A 14,727-nucleotide genomic window follows, 5' to 3' on the forward strand; every position below is an offset into this window, starting at 1 on the left:
ACCCTATTGCAGCGCGCGCTCGAGCGCCGCGATAAACGCGGCATTTTCATCCGGCAACCCGATCGTCACGCGCAGCCACTGCGGCAGCCCGTAGCTGCCGACCGGCCGCACGATCACGCCCTGCTTGAGCAGCGCGAGATTGACGCGCGCGCCGGCCTCGTTGTCGTCGCCGACGCGGACCAGCACGAAGTTGCCGTACGAAGGCACATACTGCAGCCCGAGCCGCTCGAAGGCCGCCACCAGCTGCGCCTTGCCCTCGCGATTGAGCGTCGCGCTCTTGCGGAGGAAGGCGTCGTCGCCGAGCGCGGCCACCGCGGCCGCCTGCGCCAGGCTGTTGACGTTGAACGGCTGGCGGATTCGGTTCAGCAGATCGGTCAGCGCCGGCTGCGCGACCGCATAGCCGACCCGCAGCCCGGCCAGCCCATAGGCCTTCGAGAACGTGCGCGAGACCATCAGGTTCGGATACTTGCGCACCCACTGCACCGACTCGTACTGGTCCTCGGGGTCCAGATATTCGTTGTAGGCCTCGTCGAGCACCACCACCACGTCGGCCGGCACCCTGGCGAGGAAGGCCTCGATCTGCGCGGCGGGCAGGAAGGTCCCGGTCGGATTGTTCGGGTTGGCGATGAAGACCAGCCGGGTATCGGGCGCGATCGCCGCGGCCATCGCCTCGAGATCGTGGCCGTAGTCGCGCGCCGGCACCTCGATCGCGCGCGCGCCGATTTCCTGCGTCGCCAGCGCGTAGACCGCGAACGAGTACTGCGCATAGACGATCGACTCGCCCGGCTTGACCAGCGCGTGAGCCGCCAGCTCGAGGATGTCGTTGCTGCCATTGCCCAGCGTCAGCCAGTCGGCCGGCACGTCGTAGCGGGCCGACAGCGCGGCCTTCAGTTCGAAGCCGTTGGAGTCGGGATAGCGGCCCAGCTCTGCCACCGCGGCCGCCATTGCCGTCCTGGCGGACTCGGGCATGCCGAGCGGATTCTCGTTGGAGGCCAGCTTGACGATGCCGGCCTCGTCGAGGCCGAACTCGCGCGCGACCTCGGAGATCGGCTTGCCCGCCACGTAAGGGGAAATCGCCCGCACATATTCCGGACCGAACTGCCTGCCCTGCTCTGCCATATCGACTCCTGATTGCTTTGCCTCGGCCCGCTGCGGGCCCGATGTTCGTGTCGCCGCTGCCCGCCAGCTTGCTACTTGCTCGACGGATACGAGCCCAGCACCTTGAAGTACGCCGCGTTGGCGCGCAACTGCTGCAATGCCCGCTCGACGGCGGCATCGCGCTGGTGGCCCTCGATATCGACGTAGAAGTAGTACTCCCAGGCCCCGCTGCGCGCCGGACGCGATTCGAAGCGGCACATCGACACGCCGTTGTCGGCCAGCGGTGCCAGAAGCTGGTACACCGCGCCGGCCTTGTTCGGCACCGACAGGATCAGCGAGGTCTGGTCACTGCCCGACGGCTCGGTCTCGTAACGGCCGATCACGGCGAAGCGCGTGCGATTGTGCGGATCGTCCTGGATATGCGAGCGGATGATATGCAGGTGATAGCGATTGGCGGCCGTCTCGGCGGCGATCGCCGCCACGGTCGGGTCTTCGCTGGCCATGCGCGCCGCCTCGCCGTTGCTCGATACCGCCTGCCGCTCCAGATGCGGATAATTGGCCGTCAGCCAGTGCTGGCACTGCGCCAGCGCCTGCGGATGGGCGCGCACCACGGTCACGCCCTTCATGTCGGGCGACGACGCCATCAGGTTGTGATGGACCTTCAGCGCGATCTCGCCGCTGATCTTCAGCGAGGTCTGCAGGAACAGGTCGAGCGTGCGCGACACCGCGCCCTCGGTTGAATTCTCGACCGGCACCACGCCGTACTCGACCGTGCCGGCCTCGACCGCGCGAAACACCTCGTCGATGCTCGGGCACGGCACGCCGGCGACCTCGTGGCCGAAGTGGGCGTACAGCGCCTGTTCGGAGAAGGTACCGGCCGGACCGAGGAAGGCGACTTCCAGCGGCTTCTCCAGGCCACGGCAGGCCGACATCACCTCGCGCCAGATCGCCGCGACGCTGTCGCCGCGCAGCGGGCCCGGATTGTTGCCCTGGACCTTGCGAATGACCTGCAGCTCGCGCTCCGGCCGGAATACCGGCGCGCCAAATTTCTTCTTGACCTCGCCGACGTCCAGCGCCAGCTGCGCGCGGCGGTTCAGCATCGCCAGCAGCTCGCGGTCGACGGCGTCGATCTGCTCGCGCAGCGGCGCCAGCTCCACGGACAGCGCGCGCTCCTGCTCCTCGGTCGGCATGGCCGGCTGCTGGCCCTGGGCTGGGGCCGCAGCGTTTTTATCTTGTGTCGTCATGATGAAAATCCCGATTCGCCATCGAACGGCAGACCGCGTCCACGCAGGCCGGTCGCGCCGCCGCTGGCGCAATGGCCGCCGCTCAGGCGGCGCTGCGCTCGAACTCGCGCATGTAGTCGATCAGCGCGGTGACGCCCTCCAGCGGCATCGCGTTATACAGGCTGGCGCGCATGCCGCCCACCGACTTGTGGCCCTTGAGCTGGACCAGCCCATTGGCGCGCGCGCCGGCCAGGAAGGCCTCGTTGCGCGACTCGTCGGCCAGGAAGAACGGCACGTTCATGCGCGAGCGGCAGCTCGGATCGATCTCGTTGCGATAGAACGCGCTCTGGTCGAGGAAGTCGTAGAGCGCGCGCGCCTTGGCGATATTGCGCTGCTCGATGCCGTCCACGCCGCCCTGCCGCTTCAGCCATTTGAACACCAGCCCGGCGATATAGATCGCATAGGTCGGCGGCGTGTTGTACATCGAATTGTTGTCGTTGACGATGCGCCAGTTGAACGCCGACGGGCACAGCGGATGCGCGTGGCCAAGCAGGTCTTCACGCACGATCACGATGGTGACGCCGGCCGGGCCGATGTTCTTCTGCGCGCCGCCATAGACCACCTGCACGCGCGACCAGTCGATCGGCCGCGACAGGATATGGCTCGATGCGTCGGCGACTACCACGCGGCCGCGGTTCTGGCCGATATCGGGCACCTGCTGGAATTCGACGCCGACGACGGTTTCGTTGGTGCATAGATGCACATAGGCGGCATCGTCGGACAGCTGCCAGGTCGCCGGATCGGGGATGCGCGCGAAGCGCTGTTCGACGCTGCTGGCGGCGATATGGCTGGCGCCGTAGCGGCGCGTTTCCTGTTCGGTCTTGACCGACCAGGTGCCCGTCACGACGAAGTCCGCCTTGGGCCGTTCGGGATTCAACCGGCCGATCAGGTTCAGCGGGACGATGGCGTTTTCGCCGATCGCCCCGCCCTGCAGGAACAGGATGCGGAATTCCTTCGGCACCTTCAGCAGTTCGCGCAGATCCGCCAGCGCCTCGTTGTGGATCCCCTCGAACTCCTTGCTGCGGTGGCTCATCTCCATCACCGAGATACCGGTGCCGTGCCAGGAGAGCATTTCCTCGGCTGCCTGCTGGAGCACCTCGGCCGGCAGGGTCGCGGGCCCCGGGGAGAAGTTGTAGACACGTTCGGCCATGGCGCGCTGCATCATGGCGGCAAGGGAAGGATTCTGGGGATCGTTCATGAACGGAAAGAAAAATGGCTGCCTGGGATAGCCCAAGCAGCCATTATTACCTAAAGACGCATTTCGTTGGCGTCCCGGCGTCGCCGAGGTGGCGCACCGGACGCCGCGCCCGGCTTACTTCGATGCCGCGGTGACTTCCTTCTCGGCGGCGTCGCGCATCGACTTGCCCACCTGCGGGCCGTACTTCTGCATCATCGAGCCCCAGATTTCCTGGGTCGCCTTGCCCTGGTTGGCCATGAACTTCTGGCCGGTCGGCGACTTCAGGAACGTCGTCAGGTCGCGGATTTCCTGCGCGGTGTAGTACTTGCCGAAGGCGTCGTAGTGGGCCTTGATCGCGTCGTTCTTGAACGCATCGGTGCCGAACTGCTTGCCGGCGCCATCGACCATGCGCTGCACCGCGCCGTTCTTCTTCAGCTTCTCGACCGCGGCCTGCTTCTGCGTGTCGCTCAGCGTCTTGTTCTCGACCAGCACCTGTTCGAGCACCAGCGGCGCTTCCTGCTTGGCGCCGGCCTGCCAGTTCTCGGCCTGGCCCTTGACGGCCTGGTCGGCCTGCATCACGGACAGCAGTTCCTTGATCGCCGCGGTCTTGTCCGCGTCCTGCGCGCGCGCATGCTGCGCGACCATCAAGGCCGGAACAAAAGCAGCCAGCACAGCAATACGTCGAGTGGTGTTGAGCATTATGACTCCCTGATGAATTCGTCCGGTTTAGTCCGGTAGCGACTGGCCTAGTTCCAGCGGCCGCGCCATTGTTGCATCTGATTACGATTGAGCGCCATTGTCACCATTTGCGACATCATCGGCACCATTGCCGGCACCATTGTCGTCGCCGTTGGTGGCAGCGTCGTGATCGCCGTTCTCGCCGGCCTCGCCGTTCTCGCCATTATCCGCATCGCTTTCGACGATGCGCTGCAGGCCCGAGAGCTTGGTGCCCTCGTCGACGTTGATCAGCGTGACGCCCTGCGTCGCGCGGCCCATCTCGCGGATTTCGGCCACGCGGGTGCGGATCAGCACGCCGCCGGTGGTGATCAGCATGATCTCGTGCTCCGGCGCGACCAGCGCGGCGGCGACCACGCGGCCGTTACGCTCGCTGGTCTGGATCGCGATCATGCCCTTGGTGCCGCGGCCGTGTCGAGTGTATTCGGTGATCGGCGTGCGCTTGCCATAGCCGTTCTCCGTCGCGGTCAGCACGCTGCCAACCGAACCGGCATCCTCGGCGTTTTCCGCGTTCTCGGCCGGCGCAACCAGCATCGCGATCACGGTCTGGCCGTCGTCGAGGTTCATGCCGCGCACGCCGCGGGCCTGCCGGCCCATCGGACGCACGTCGTTCTCGTCGAAGCGCACCGCCTTGCCGGCGTCCGAGAACAGCATTACGTCGTGCTGGCCATCGGTAATCGCCGCGCCGATCAGGTAGTCGCCCTCATCGAGGTCGACCGCGATGATGCCGGCCTTGCGCGGATTCGAGAACTCGGTCAGCGCGGTCTTCTTGACGGTGCCGCGGGCGGTCGCCATGAAGATGAAGTGCTCGGCGTCGAACTGGCGCACCGGCAGGATCACCGTGATCTTCTCGCCTTCCTGCAGCGGGAACATATTGACGATCGGCCGGCCGCGCGAGGTCCGCGAGCCCTGCGGCACTTCATAGACCTTCAGCCAGTACAGCCGGCCGCGGTTCGAGAAGCACAGGATGTAGTCGTGCGTGTTGGCGACGAACAGCGTATCGATCCAGTCGTCTTCCTTGGTCGCCATCGCCTGCTTGCCGCGGCCGCCGCGCTTCTGCGCGCGGTACTCCGAGATCGGCTGGCTCTTCATATAGCCGCTGTGCGACAGCGTGACCACCATGTCCTGCGGCGTGATCAGGTCCTCGGTATCGAGCTCGGTCGCGTTCAGCTCGATCTGCGAACGGCGGTCGTCGCCGAATTCGGCGCGGATCGCGGTCAGTTCGTCGGTGATGATCGTGGTAATGCGCTCCGGCCGTGCCAGGATGTCGAGCAGGTCGGTAATCGCGGCCATCACGTCGCGGTATTCCTGCACGATCTTGTCCTGCTCCAGGCCGGTCAGGCGCTGCAGGCGCATCTGCAGGATTTCCTGGGCCTGCGAATCGGACAGGCGGTACAGGCCGTCGTCCTGCATGCCGAACACCGGCGGCAGGCCGTCCGGGCGGTAGGCCGCGCGCCCGCCGGGGGTATCGGTCTCGGCGCGCGCCAGCATCTCGCGCACCAGCTGCGAATCCCAGGACTTGGCCATCAGTTCCTGCTTGGCGATCGGCGGGGTCGGCGCGGCCTTGATGATCGCGATGAACTCGTCGATGTTGGCCAGCGCTACCGCCAGGCCTTCCAGCACGTGGCCGCGCTCACGGGCCTTGCGCAGCTCGAACACGGTGCGGCGGGTCACCACCTCGCGCCGGTGCGACAGGAAGCACTCCAGCATCTGGCGCAGGTTCAGCAGGCGCGGCTGGCCGTCGACCAGCGCCACCATGTTCATGCCGAAGGTGTCCTGCAGCTGGGTGTTCTTATATAGGTTGTTCAGGACAACCTCGGGCACCTCGTTGCGCTTCAGTTCGATGACCACGCGCATGCCGGACTTGTCGGACTCGTCGCGGATGTCGGAGATGCCTTCGATCTTCTTCTCGGTGACCAGCTCGGCGATGCGCTCCAGAAGCGTGCGCTTGTTCACCTGGTACGGCAGCTCGTCGATGATGATCGCCTGCCGCTGGCCCCGGTCGATGTCCTCGAAGTGAGTACGTGCTCGCATCACCACACGGCCACGGCCGGTGCGGTAGCCTTCGCGGACACCCTGGATGCCGTAGATGATGCCGGCGGTCGGGAAATCGGGCGCCGGAATCAGCTCGATCAGTTCGTCGACCGTCGCCTGCGGGTTGCGCAGCAGGTGCAGGCAGCCGTCGACCACTTCATTCAGATTGTGCGGCGGGATATTGGTGGCCATGCCGACCGCAATACCCGACGAACCGTTGATCAGCAGATTCGGAATACGCGCCGGCAGGATTTGCGGCTCGTTTTCGGAACCGTCGTAGTTCGGAACGAAATCGACGGTTTCCTTATCGATGTCCAGCAGCATTTCATGCGCTATCTTGGACAACCGGATTTCCGTATAACGCATGGCTGCGGCATTGTCGCCGTCGACCGAACCGAAATTGCCCTGGCCGTCGACCAGCATATAACGCAGCGAAAAATCCTGCGCCATGCGGACGATGGTGTCGTAGACCGCGGTGTCGCCGTGCGGGTGATATTTACCAATCACATCGCCAACAATACGCGCCGACTTCTTATAAGGGCGGTTCCAGTCGTTGTTCAGCTCGTGCATCGCATACAGCACTCGCCGGTGGACGGGCTTCAGGCCGTCCCGTACATCGGGAAGCGCGCGCCCGACGATCACGCTCATCGCGTAATCCAGGTACGAGCGACGCATTTCCTCTTCGAGGGAGACCGGAAGGGTTTCTTTGGCGAATTGATCCATTGCGGCGTGGCTTATGCGGTTGAAACGCCCGCAAGCGGCGGTCGGCACGGGGTGAATCGGTGCTGCCGGCGCGGCGGGTAACATGGCATTCTAACATGCGGCGCACCGGGGGCCGGCGCCCCTCCCACCACCCTTCACGCGGCCCGCCCCGCGCGGGGGCGATGTCTCGGAACCCAAGCGGGACAAGGGTTTGCGGGCATCGCAAGGACCATGTTGCACAAACACCACAGGCCCCGAAGCCATGGATTGAATCGCATATATTTACTTCTTAGGAAACGAGCCTTGTGGCACAATTCCCCAGCGAAGAGCCAGACATTGTTCGAAGTGGAGCATTCGTCACCTCGAGCGAGAAGGTTATACTCCGAAGAATGTATGACTTGTTTTCGTCCATTTGCTCGCAGTAACCCTGCGGTGATCTCATCCTGAGAGGAGAAATATGAAAAAATTTGCCAAGCTCGCGCTCGTTGCAGCTACCGCAGTAATGGCCGCATCCGCTCAAGCCCAGACCGCGTCGGTCCCCTACGAAAAGAAGGCGGTCAACGACAACTGGGGTAACGGTACGAGCGAGTACGTGTGGAAGAATGGCACGAACGAGCTCTGCTGGCGCGATAGCTCCTGGACCCCGGCCACGGCCAATGCTCAGTGCGACGGCGCGCTGGCTCCGGCTGCTGCCCCGGCTCCGGCTCCGGCTCCGGTCGCTCCCCCGGTGGTCTCGAGCGAGAAGGTCACCTTCGCCGCTGACACGCTGTTCGACTTCGACAAGGCTGTGCTGAAGCCGGAAGGCCGCGCCAAACTGGACGACCTGGTGTCGAAGCTGTCGGGCATCACTCTGGAAGTGATCATCGCCGTCGGCCACACCGACTCGTTCGGTACCGATCGCTACAACGATCGCCTGTCGATCCGCCGCGCCGAAGCCGTCAAGGCCTATCTGGTGAGCAAGGGCGTGGAAGCCAACCGCGTCTACACCGAAGGCAAGGGCGAGCGTCAGCTGAAGGTCGATCCGAAGTCGTGCAAGGGCAACCGCACCGCTCAGATCGCCTGCCAGCAGCCGAACCGCCGCGTGGAAGTCGAAGTGGTCGGTACCCGCAGCGCTCGCTGATCGGTCCCGCTCCACGGCGAAAAAGCCCAGCGCAAGCTGGGCTTTTTTTCGCCCTGCGTTTTCGTTCGGCGTCCTTGTACCGCCTTCCTGCGCCGCCCTTTTGCCATCGGACAACGCGCCGCCCGGCTCGCTTCGGGGGACGCATTTTGTTAGAGTTGCCCCAATTCTCAATGTCCCGCGCCGCCAGGCGCGCGCCAGATTCATGACGCCGACTTCCCCCGTGATTCACCCGACCGTCGACACCCGCCAGATTGCGCGCAACGCCGATCTGAAGGAAATCGACAAGTTCAGCGAAATGGCCCACCGCTGGTGGGACCCGAACAGCGAATTCAAGCCGCTGCACGAAATCAATCCGCTGCGGCTGAGCTGGATCGACAGCATCGCCGACCTGCGCGGCAAGAACGTGGTGGACATCGGCTGCGGCGGCGGCATCCTGTCCGAGAGCATGGCCCGCGCCGGCGCCACCGTGCGCGGCATCGACCTGTCGACCAAGGCACTGAAGGTCGCCGACCTGCACAGCCTGGAATCGGGCGTCGCCGTAACCTACGAGGAGATCGCGGCCGAGGCCTTGGCCGCGCGCATGCCGGCCAGCTTCGACGTGGTCACCTGCATGGAGATGCTGGAGCACGTGCCGGACCCGGCCTCGATCGTGCGCGCCTGCGCCACGCTGGTCCGGCCCGGCGGCCACGTGTTCTTCTCGACGATCAACCGCAATCTGAAGGCGTATCTGCTGGCCGTGCTCGGCGCCGAATACGTGCTCAACATGCTGCCGCGCGGCACGCACGACTACGACAAGTTCATCAAACCCGCCGAACTGGCCCGCTTCGCCCGGCAAGCGGGTCTGGACCTGATCGAGCTGCGCGGCATGGTCTACCGTCCGCTGTCCCAGGTCTACGAGCTGAGCCGCGATACCGACGTCAACTACATGATGGCCCTGCGCCGGACCGCCTGAGCATGCCGACCTTCGACGCTGTTTTCTTCGATCTGGACGGCACTCTCGCCGATACCGCGCCGGACCTCGCCGCCGCGGCCAACCGCCTCGTGGTCGAGCATGGCCGCGAGCCGGTCGATTACGCGCTGCTGCGCCCGGTCGCCTCGCACGGCGCACGCGGGCTGATCGGCGCCGCCTTCGGCAAGACGCCGGACGACCCCGATTTCCCGGCGCTGCGCGATGCCTTCCTGAACTACTACGAAGCCGATATCGCGGTGCAGACGCGCCTGTTCGACGGCATGGACGAGGTGCTGGCCGCGCTCGAATCCGCCGGCATCCGCTGGGGCATCGTCACCAACAAGATTACCCGCTTCACCACCCCGCTGGTCAATGCGATCGGCCTGGCGCCGCGCGCCGCCGCGGTGGTCAGCGGCGACACCACGCCATACCCGAAGCCCCACCCGGCCCCGCTGCTGCACGCCGCGCAGGTCAGCGGCGTCGACCCGCTGCGCTGCGCCTATGTGGGCGACGACCTGCGCGATATCCAGGCCGGCAAGGCGGCCGGCATGGCCACCATCACGGCGGCCTACGGCTACTGCGGCGAAGGCGAGCCACCGGAGCGCTGGGGCGGCGACTATCTGGTTCGCCATCCCAGCGAGTTGATTCCGCTGCTCACGACGGGCGCTGCCGCTCTCTAGGGAACCGACACGCACGCCCGGCGTCGAAAGCGAGTACAATCCGTTTTCCTTACTGGGGCCGACCTGGTTTCGACGTGGGTTGCAAAGCAGTAGAGGGCATACCGAGGACCCGTCACCTCGTAAATCAATGGGAACGCAATAACTGCTAACGACGAACGTTACGCACTGGCAGCCTAAGGGCCGCCGTCCTCGCACTGGCTCGCTGACGGGCTAGGGTCGCAAGACCACGCGAGGTCATTGACGTCAGATAAGCCCTGCGGGTGTCACGACCTCAGGGACGAAAACCAAGTGACTCGCCGTCGTAGAGCGTGTTCGTCCGCGATGCGGCGGTTAAATCAAATGACAGAACTAAGTATGTAGAACTCTCTGTGGAGGATCTGCGGACGCGGGTTCGATTCCCGCCGGCTCCACCAGTATTCCACCCGACGACATCCGGCAGATGTCCTCAAACCCGCGACAGCGTCAGCTGCGCGGGTTTTTGTTTGCCCGGCCGCGGCCGATTCGACGCGTGCATCCGGACTCAAGCCGCTTCGGAGACGGCGTTGCCCTCGGCCCGTTCCCACGGCATCGACGGCGAGAACATCTCGACCAGATGATCGATAAAGGTCCGCACCTTCGCCGGCACATGGCTGGTGTTCGGATACAGCGCAGATATGACATAGGGCCGCTGCGTCAGCTCCAGCGGAATCGCCATCAACTGGCCGCGCTTGAGCGCCTCAGCGGCCAGGAAGATCGGCAGCGACGCAATGCCCAGCCCGGCGATCGCCATGTCGCGGATCGCTTCGCCATTGTTGGCGACGATGCGCGAACGCATGGCGACGGAGACCGGCGTTCCCCGCTCGTCCTCGAACTGCCAGAAGCGCCTCGCATGGACCAGCGCATAGTCGATCGCGTCGTGCTCCGCCAGTTCGGCGGCGTGGCGCGGCACGCCCCGGCGCTCCGCATAGCCGGGGCTGCAGCACAGCACGCGCGGACATTCGCCGAGCATCCGCATTCTGAGGCTCGAGTCCTGCAGGTAGCCGATCCGGATCGCGACGTCGTAGCCGCCATGGGACAAGGCCATCGGCCGGTCATCGTAATCCACGGCGATTTCCAGGTCCGGATGCTGGCGCGCAAACGCGGCAATGACCGGCCCCAGATAGAGAATGCCGAACGACATCGGCGTGGCGACACGCAGCCTGCCGCGCAGGGTCACGACGTCCCGGTGCGCGGCCATGCCCTCCGCCGTCTCATGAATCTCGCTGAGCAGCGGCGCGATCCGTTCATAGAACGCCTCGCCCGCTTCGGTCGGTTGAAGCTGTCCCGGCGCACGATGGAACAGTTGTACCGACAGCGCGAGCTCGAGGTCGCGAATGCGCTTGCTGACGACGGATTTCGTCACGTTGAGCCGCCGTGCCGCCCCGGTGATGCCACCGGCCTGCACGACGCGCACGAACGTTTCCATATCATCGTATCGCCACTGCATCGGTCCCCACCCCCATCAGCACCGCACTGGTGCATCGCGCCTCGGCATGTTCGTTCGCGCCGAACGTGATGTTCGCTGCCGCCCAACCGATTGGCCGCTACATCGCCCTCGATTTCGCCATATTCTGTCTTCATCCGGGGGCGATGCCAACGGTGCCGCGGACGCGCTCCGGATCGTCCAAGCCATCGCAACCACGCGAACGGCACGACGCGATCAACCTGTGGAGACTGTCATGACAAAACCCTATACGAGACTCGACAAGAGCCAGGCCGCCGTGCTGCTGGTCGACCATCAAACGGGTCTGCTGTCGCTGGTACGGGATTTCCAGCCCGATCAGTTCAAGAACAACGTGCTTGCCCTCGCCGATCTCGCGGCGTATTTCAAACTTCCGACGATCCTGACCACCAGCTTCGAAGACGGGCCGAACGGACCCCTGGTGCAGGAGCTGAAGGACAAATTCCCCGACGCGCCCTATATCGCCCGACCCGGCAACATCAATGCCTGGGACAACGAGGACTTCGTCAAGGCGGTGAAGGCGACCGGCAGGAAACAGCTGATCGTCGCCGGCGTCGTGACCGAAGTCTGCGTCGCGTTTCCCGTGCTGTCGGCGATCGAAGAAGGATTCGATGTCTTCGTGGTGACCGACGCCTCGGGCACCTTCAACGAAGTGACTCGCTATGCCGCCTGGGACCGCATGTCCGCCGCGGGCGCGCAACTGATGAACTGGTTCGGCGTTGCCTGCGAGCTGCATCGCGATTGGCGCAATGACATCGAAGGGCTGGGCCAGATGTTCTCCGAACACATTCCCGACTATCGCAACCTGATGGCGTCCTATGCGCTGCGCCAGGGCAGGTAACAGGCCCCGCCGCCCTCGGCGCGGCTGATTGGAACCGGCTGGCGAATCCATCGACTTCCCCATTCCCCGGCCCCTGCGCCGCAAGCCCTCAATTGCAGAGGCCTTGCGGCGTTTTCATTGCGGCCGCGCCGCGGCGCCAGCCGGCTTTCACGCCGCACTGATGGCATCATCGCGCAACCGAGTCCTCCTTCTTTCATTGCCGAGCCCGCCGATGACCGCCTTCCAGCCCGTTCCCCTGCAATACGCCAGCCGCCTGATCAACCATGGCCCGACGGTGCTGATCACCAGCAGCGACGGCGCCCGCCGCAACGTGATGGCCGCCGCGTGGTCGATGCCGGTCGAATTCACGCCGCCGCGCATTGCGATCGTGATCGACAAGCGCACCTTCACGCGCGAGCTGGTCGCGGCGAGCGGCAGCTTTGGCATCTGCATTCCCGGCGCGGCCGCGATCGACATGACCTATGCGGTCGGCAGCGCCACCGGCCGCGATGTCGACAAGTACGCCCAATTCGGCATCGCCACCATCACCGGCCCCGAGCTGGGACTGCCGCTGATCGAAGCCGGCTGCAGCGCGTGGATGGAGTGCCGGCTGATTCCGGAAGCGCATACCGAGGATGCCTACGACACCTGCTTCGGCGAGGTCGTCGCGGCCGCCGCGGATCCGCGCGTGTTCGCCAATGGCCGGTGGAAGTTCGATGCCGGCAACGAGGCGCTGCATACGATCCATCATCTGGGCGGCGGCAATTTCGTGCGTTCGTCCTCGACGATCGTCGCCAAGCCGATCGGCTGACCCAAACCCTGCGCCCAACCCAAGCTCGATGGTCATCGCCGCGAAGCCGATCTGCTGATCCAAAGATCAGCCCCTGGCCTGAGCCGAACGCGACTTCGATCGTTCAGCGCTTTCTACCCGCCCGCAACGGCTGCAACGGCCGCAACGACACTGCCGCCGCCTGCCGCACCGCGTGCGTGACCGCGTCGAGCGCCGGCGAGCGCAGCCGCCACCGGTGCCAGTACAAGGGCACGTCCAGGTGCCGGCCGGGCGCGAATTCGGCGAGCGAGCCCTGCGCCAGCGGCTCGCGCACGAAGGGCTCGGGCATCATGCCCCAGCCGAGCCCGCGCTGGGCAAACGCGACGAAGCCGGCGGTCGAGGGCACGTAGTGAATCGGCGGCATCGGCTGCTCGGCATCGGGCCCGATCAGCAGCGCGATAAAGCGGGCCTGCAGCGCATCCTTGCGATTGAAGGCCAGCATCGGCGTACGCGACAGGCTGCCTGCGTTCGCTCCCTTCGCAAACGCCCGCGCGATCAACTGCGGCGAAGCGACGCCCAGATACCGCATGATGCCCAGCGGTTCGACCGTGCAGCCCTGCACCGGCTCGGCGCTGGCGCTGACCGCCGCCATCACCACGCCCTCGCGCAACAGCGTCGCCGAATGGTCCTGGTCCTCGACGCGAAGATCGAAGACCATCGCGGGCTCGGCCGACAATGCGTCGAAGCTGGCGGGAAACCAGCTGTCGAGCGAATCGGCGTTGACGGCCAGCGGCACGCGCAGCGGCATCCCGCCCGTGCCCCGCAAGCCATTGCCGTCGGCATCGCCCAGTTCGGCCAGGGTCTCCGCTTCGAGCAGCGCCAGCTGCTCGGTGTAGCGCGCCAGCGTGCGGCCCGCCGCGGTGGGCTGGCACGGGCTGCCGCGTTGCAGCAGCACCTGGCCGAGCCGCTCCTCGAGCTGGCGCATCCGTTGGCTGATTGCCGACGGCGTGACATGCAGGCGCCGCGCGGCGGCCTCGAAGCTTCCCTCCTGCAGCACCGCGGCAAAGGCGGCCAGTTGGCCGTTGTCGATCTTCATCGTTAGCGTTTCTAATCCAGGGCAAGGAAGTTTAGTTTTTCTTTTGACTGGGGCCAAGCTAGGCTGACGACCTTTCCACTGCCGCGCGCTCCCCCGATGAAGATCGACATGCCCCTGATGGCCGGCTTTCTGTCCAGCCTGGCGCTGATCATTCCGATCGGCGCGCAGAACGCCTTCGTGCTGCGGCTCGGCATCCGGCGCCAGCACCGTCTGCCGGTGGCCCTGCTGTGCGCGATGTCCGATGCGCTGCTGATCGGTGTCGGCATCGCCGGCCTCGGCGCGCTGCTGCACGCCCATCCCGGCTGGCTGACGCTGACGCGCTATGGCGGCGCGGCCTTCCTCGCGGCCTATGGCCTGCTGGCGGCGCGCCGTGCCTTCGATGCCGGCAAGGTCGAACTGCAGGCCGCGGCGCCGCTGCCGCTGGCGACCGCGCTGGCCACCTGCCTCGCCTTCACCTTCCTGAACCCGCACGTCTATCTCGATACCGTGGTGCTGCTTGGCGCGCTGGCGAGCCAGCATGGCCGCGATGGCCGCTGGATCTTCGGCATCGGCGCGGCGCTGGCCAGCCTGTCGTGGTTTCTCGCGCTCGCCTATGGCGCCGGACTGCTGGCGCCGCTGTTCCGCCGCCCGGTGGCGTGGCGCTGTCTCGACGGCGCGATCGCGGCGGTAATGATCGGTCTGGCCTTGACGTTGTTACTGGGCTAGCGAGCGCGCCCGCGCGGCTTTCAATGCGGCCGAATTCTGCATTGCACAAATTTGTGCGATGTAACACGGAACTGACTTT

13 protein-coding genes and 1 other RNA gene are annotated in these 14,727 nt (G+C 65.5%); 7 read left to right on the forward strand and 7 right to left on the reverse strand.

Annotated elements, in window-relative coordinates; genetic code table 11:
- Nucleotides 1–3: 3 nt before the first annotated feature.
- The 5 genes from hisC to gyrA all read right to left on the reverse strand — a co-directional run bounded on the left by hisC (nt 4) and on the right by gyrA (nt 7,050).
- Nucleotides 4–1,119 carry a histidinol-phosphate transaminase gene (gene hisC / locus LRR16_RS03190; RefSeq protein ID WP_064572938.1) on the reverse strand — a complete coding sequence of 372 codons (1,116 nt, stop codon included), beginning with the start codon at nt 1,117–1,119 and terminating at the stop codon, nt 4–6.
- Nucleotides 1,120–1,190: 71 nt separating this feature from the next.
- Nucleotides 1,191–2,342, reverse strand: coding sequence for a prephenate dehydratase (gene pheA / locus LRR16_RS03195; RefSeq protein ID WP_370646746.1), 1,152 nt, complete (start codon nt 2,340–2,342; stop codon nt 1,191–1,193).
- 82 nt (nt 2,343–2,424) lie between these two features.
- Nucleotides 2,425–3,579, reverse strand: coding sequence for a 3-phosphoserine/phosphohydroxythreonine transaminase (gene serC / locus LRR16_RS03200; protein ID WP_043442435.1), 1,155 nt, complete (start codon nt 3,577–3,579; stop codon nt 2,425–2,427).
- Nucleotides 3,580–3,693: 114 nt separating this feature from the next.
- On the reverse strand, nt 3,694–4,257 hold the full coding sequence (locus tag LRR16_RS03205) for a DUF2059 domain-containing protein (RefSeq protein ID WP_023265123.1): 564 nt from the start codon (nt 4,255–4,257) through the stop codon (nt 3,694–3,696).
- 81 nt (nt 4,258–4,338) lie between these two features.
- Nucleotides 4,339–7,050, reverse strand: coding sequence for a DNA gyrase subunit A (gyrA, locus tag LRR16_RS03210; protein ID WP_023265124.1), 2,712 nt, complete (start codon nt 7,048–7,050; stop codon nt 4,339–4,341).
- Between the two features lie 436 nt (nt 7,051–7,486).
- Here gyrA and ompA point away from each other — a divergent pair, with 436 nt between their 5' ends.
- From ompA to ssrA, 4 genes are all read left to right on the forward strand, one after another.
- On the forward strand, nt 7,487–8,149 hold the full coding sequence (gene ompA, locus LRR16_RS03215) for an outer membrane protein OmpA (RefSeq protein WP_023265125.1): 663 nt from the start codon (nt 7,487–7,489) through the stop codon (nt 8,147–8,149).
- Nucleotides 8,150–8,351: 202 nt separating this feature from the next.
- Nucleotides 8,352–9,101 carry a bifunctional 2-polyprenyl-6-hydroxyphenol methylase/3-demethylubiquinol 3-O-methyltransferase UbiG gene (gene ubiG, locus LRR16_RS03220; RefSeq protein WP_006576184.1) on the forward strand — a complete coding sequence of 250 codons (750 nt, stop codon included), beginning with the start codon at nt 8,352–8,354 and terminating at the stop codon, nt 9,099–9,101.
- Between the two features lie 2 nt (nt 9,102–9,103).
- Nucleotides 9,104–9,778, forward strand: a complete 675-nt coding sequence (gph, locus tag LRR16_RS03225; RefSeq protein WP_232204783.1) for a phosphoglycolate phosphatase — start codon at nt 9,104–9,106, stop codon at nt 9,776–9,778.
- A gap of 54 nt (nt 9,779–9,832) precedes the next feature.
- Nucleotides 9,833–10,191: a transfer-messenger RNA gene (ssrA, locus tag LRR16_RS03230) on the forward strand.
- Between the two features lie 107 nt (nt 10,192–10,298).
- Here the strand turns inward: ssrA and LRR16_RS03235 are convergent.
- On the reverse strand, nt 10,299–11,222 hold the full coding sequence (locus LRR16_RS03235) for a LysR family transcriptional regulator (protein WP_006576182.1): 924 nt from the start codon (nt 11,220–11,222) through the stop codon (nt 10,299–10,301).
- 253 nt (nt 11,223–11,475) lie between these two features.
- Between LRR16_RS03235 and ycaC the strand changes: the two genes are divergently transcribed.
- Both ycaC and LRR16_RS03245 read left to right on the forward strand, forming a co-directional pair.
- Nucleotides 11,476–12,099, forward strand: coding sequence for an isochorismate family cysteine hydrolase YcaC (ycaC, locus tag LRR16_RS03240; RefSeq protein WP_006576181.1), 624 nt, complete (start codon nt 11,476–11,478; stop codon nt 12,097–12,099).
- Between the two features lie 211 nt (nt 12,100–12,310).
- On the forward strand, nt 12,311–12,889 hold the full coding sequence (locus LRR16_RS03245) for a flavin reductase family protein (protein ID WP_232204784.1): 579 nt from the start codon (nt 12,311–12,313) through the stop codon (nt 12,887–12,889).
- 103 nt (nt 12,890–12,992) lie between these two features.
- Here the strand turns inward: LRR16_RS03245 and LRR16_RS03250 are convergent, their stop codons facing one another.
- A complete protein-coding gene (locus tag LRR16_RS03250; protein WP_232204785.1) occupies nt 12,993–13,943 on the reverse strand; it encodes a LysR family transcriptional regulator ArgP in 951 nt (316 codons plus the stop codon).
- A gap of 108 nt (nt 13,944–14,051) precedes the next feature.
- Here LRR16_RS03250 and LRR16_RS03255 point away from each other — a divergent pair, with 108 nt between their 5' ends.
- Complete coding sequence (locus LRR16_RS03255) at nt 14,052–14,648, forward strand: LysE/ArgO family amino acid transporter (protein ID WP_156526357.1); 597 nt, start codon at nt 14,052–14,054, stop codon at nt 14,646–14,648.
- Nucleotides 14,649–14,727 lie beyond the last annotated feature (79 nt).

Source organism: Cupriavidus sp. UGS-1 (assembly GCF_021213615.1).
GTDB lineage: Bacteria > Pseudomonadota > Gammaproteobacteria > Burkholderiales > Burkholderiaceae > Cupriavidus.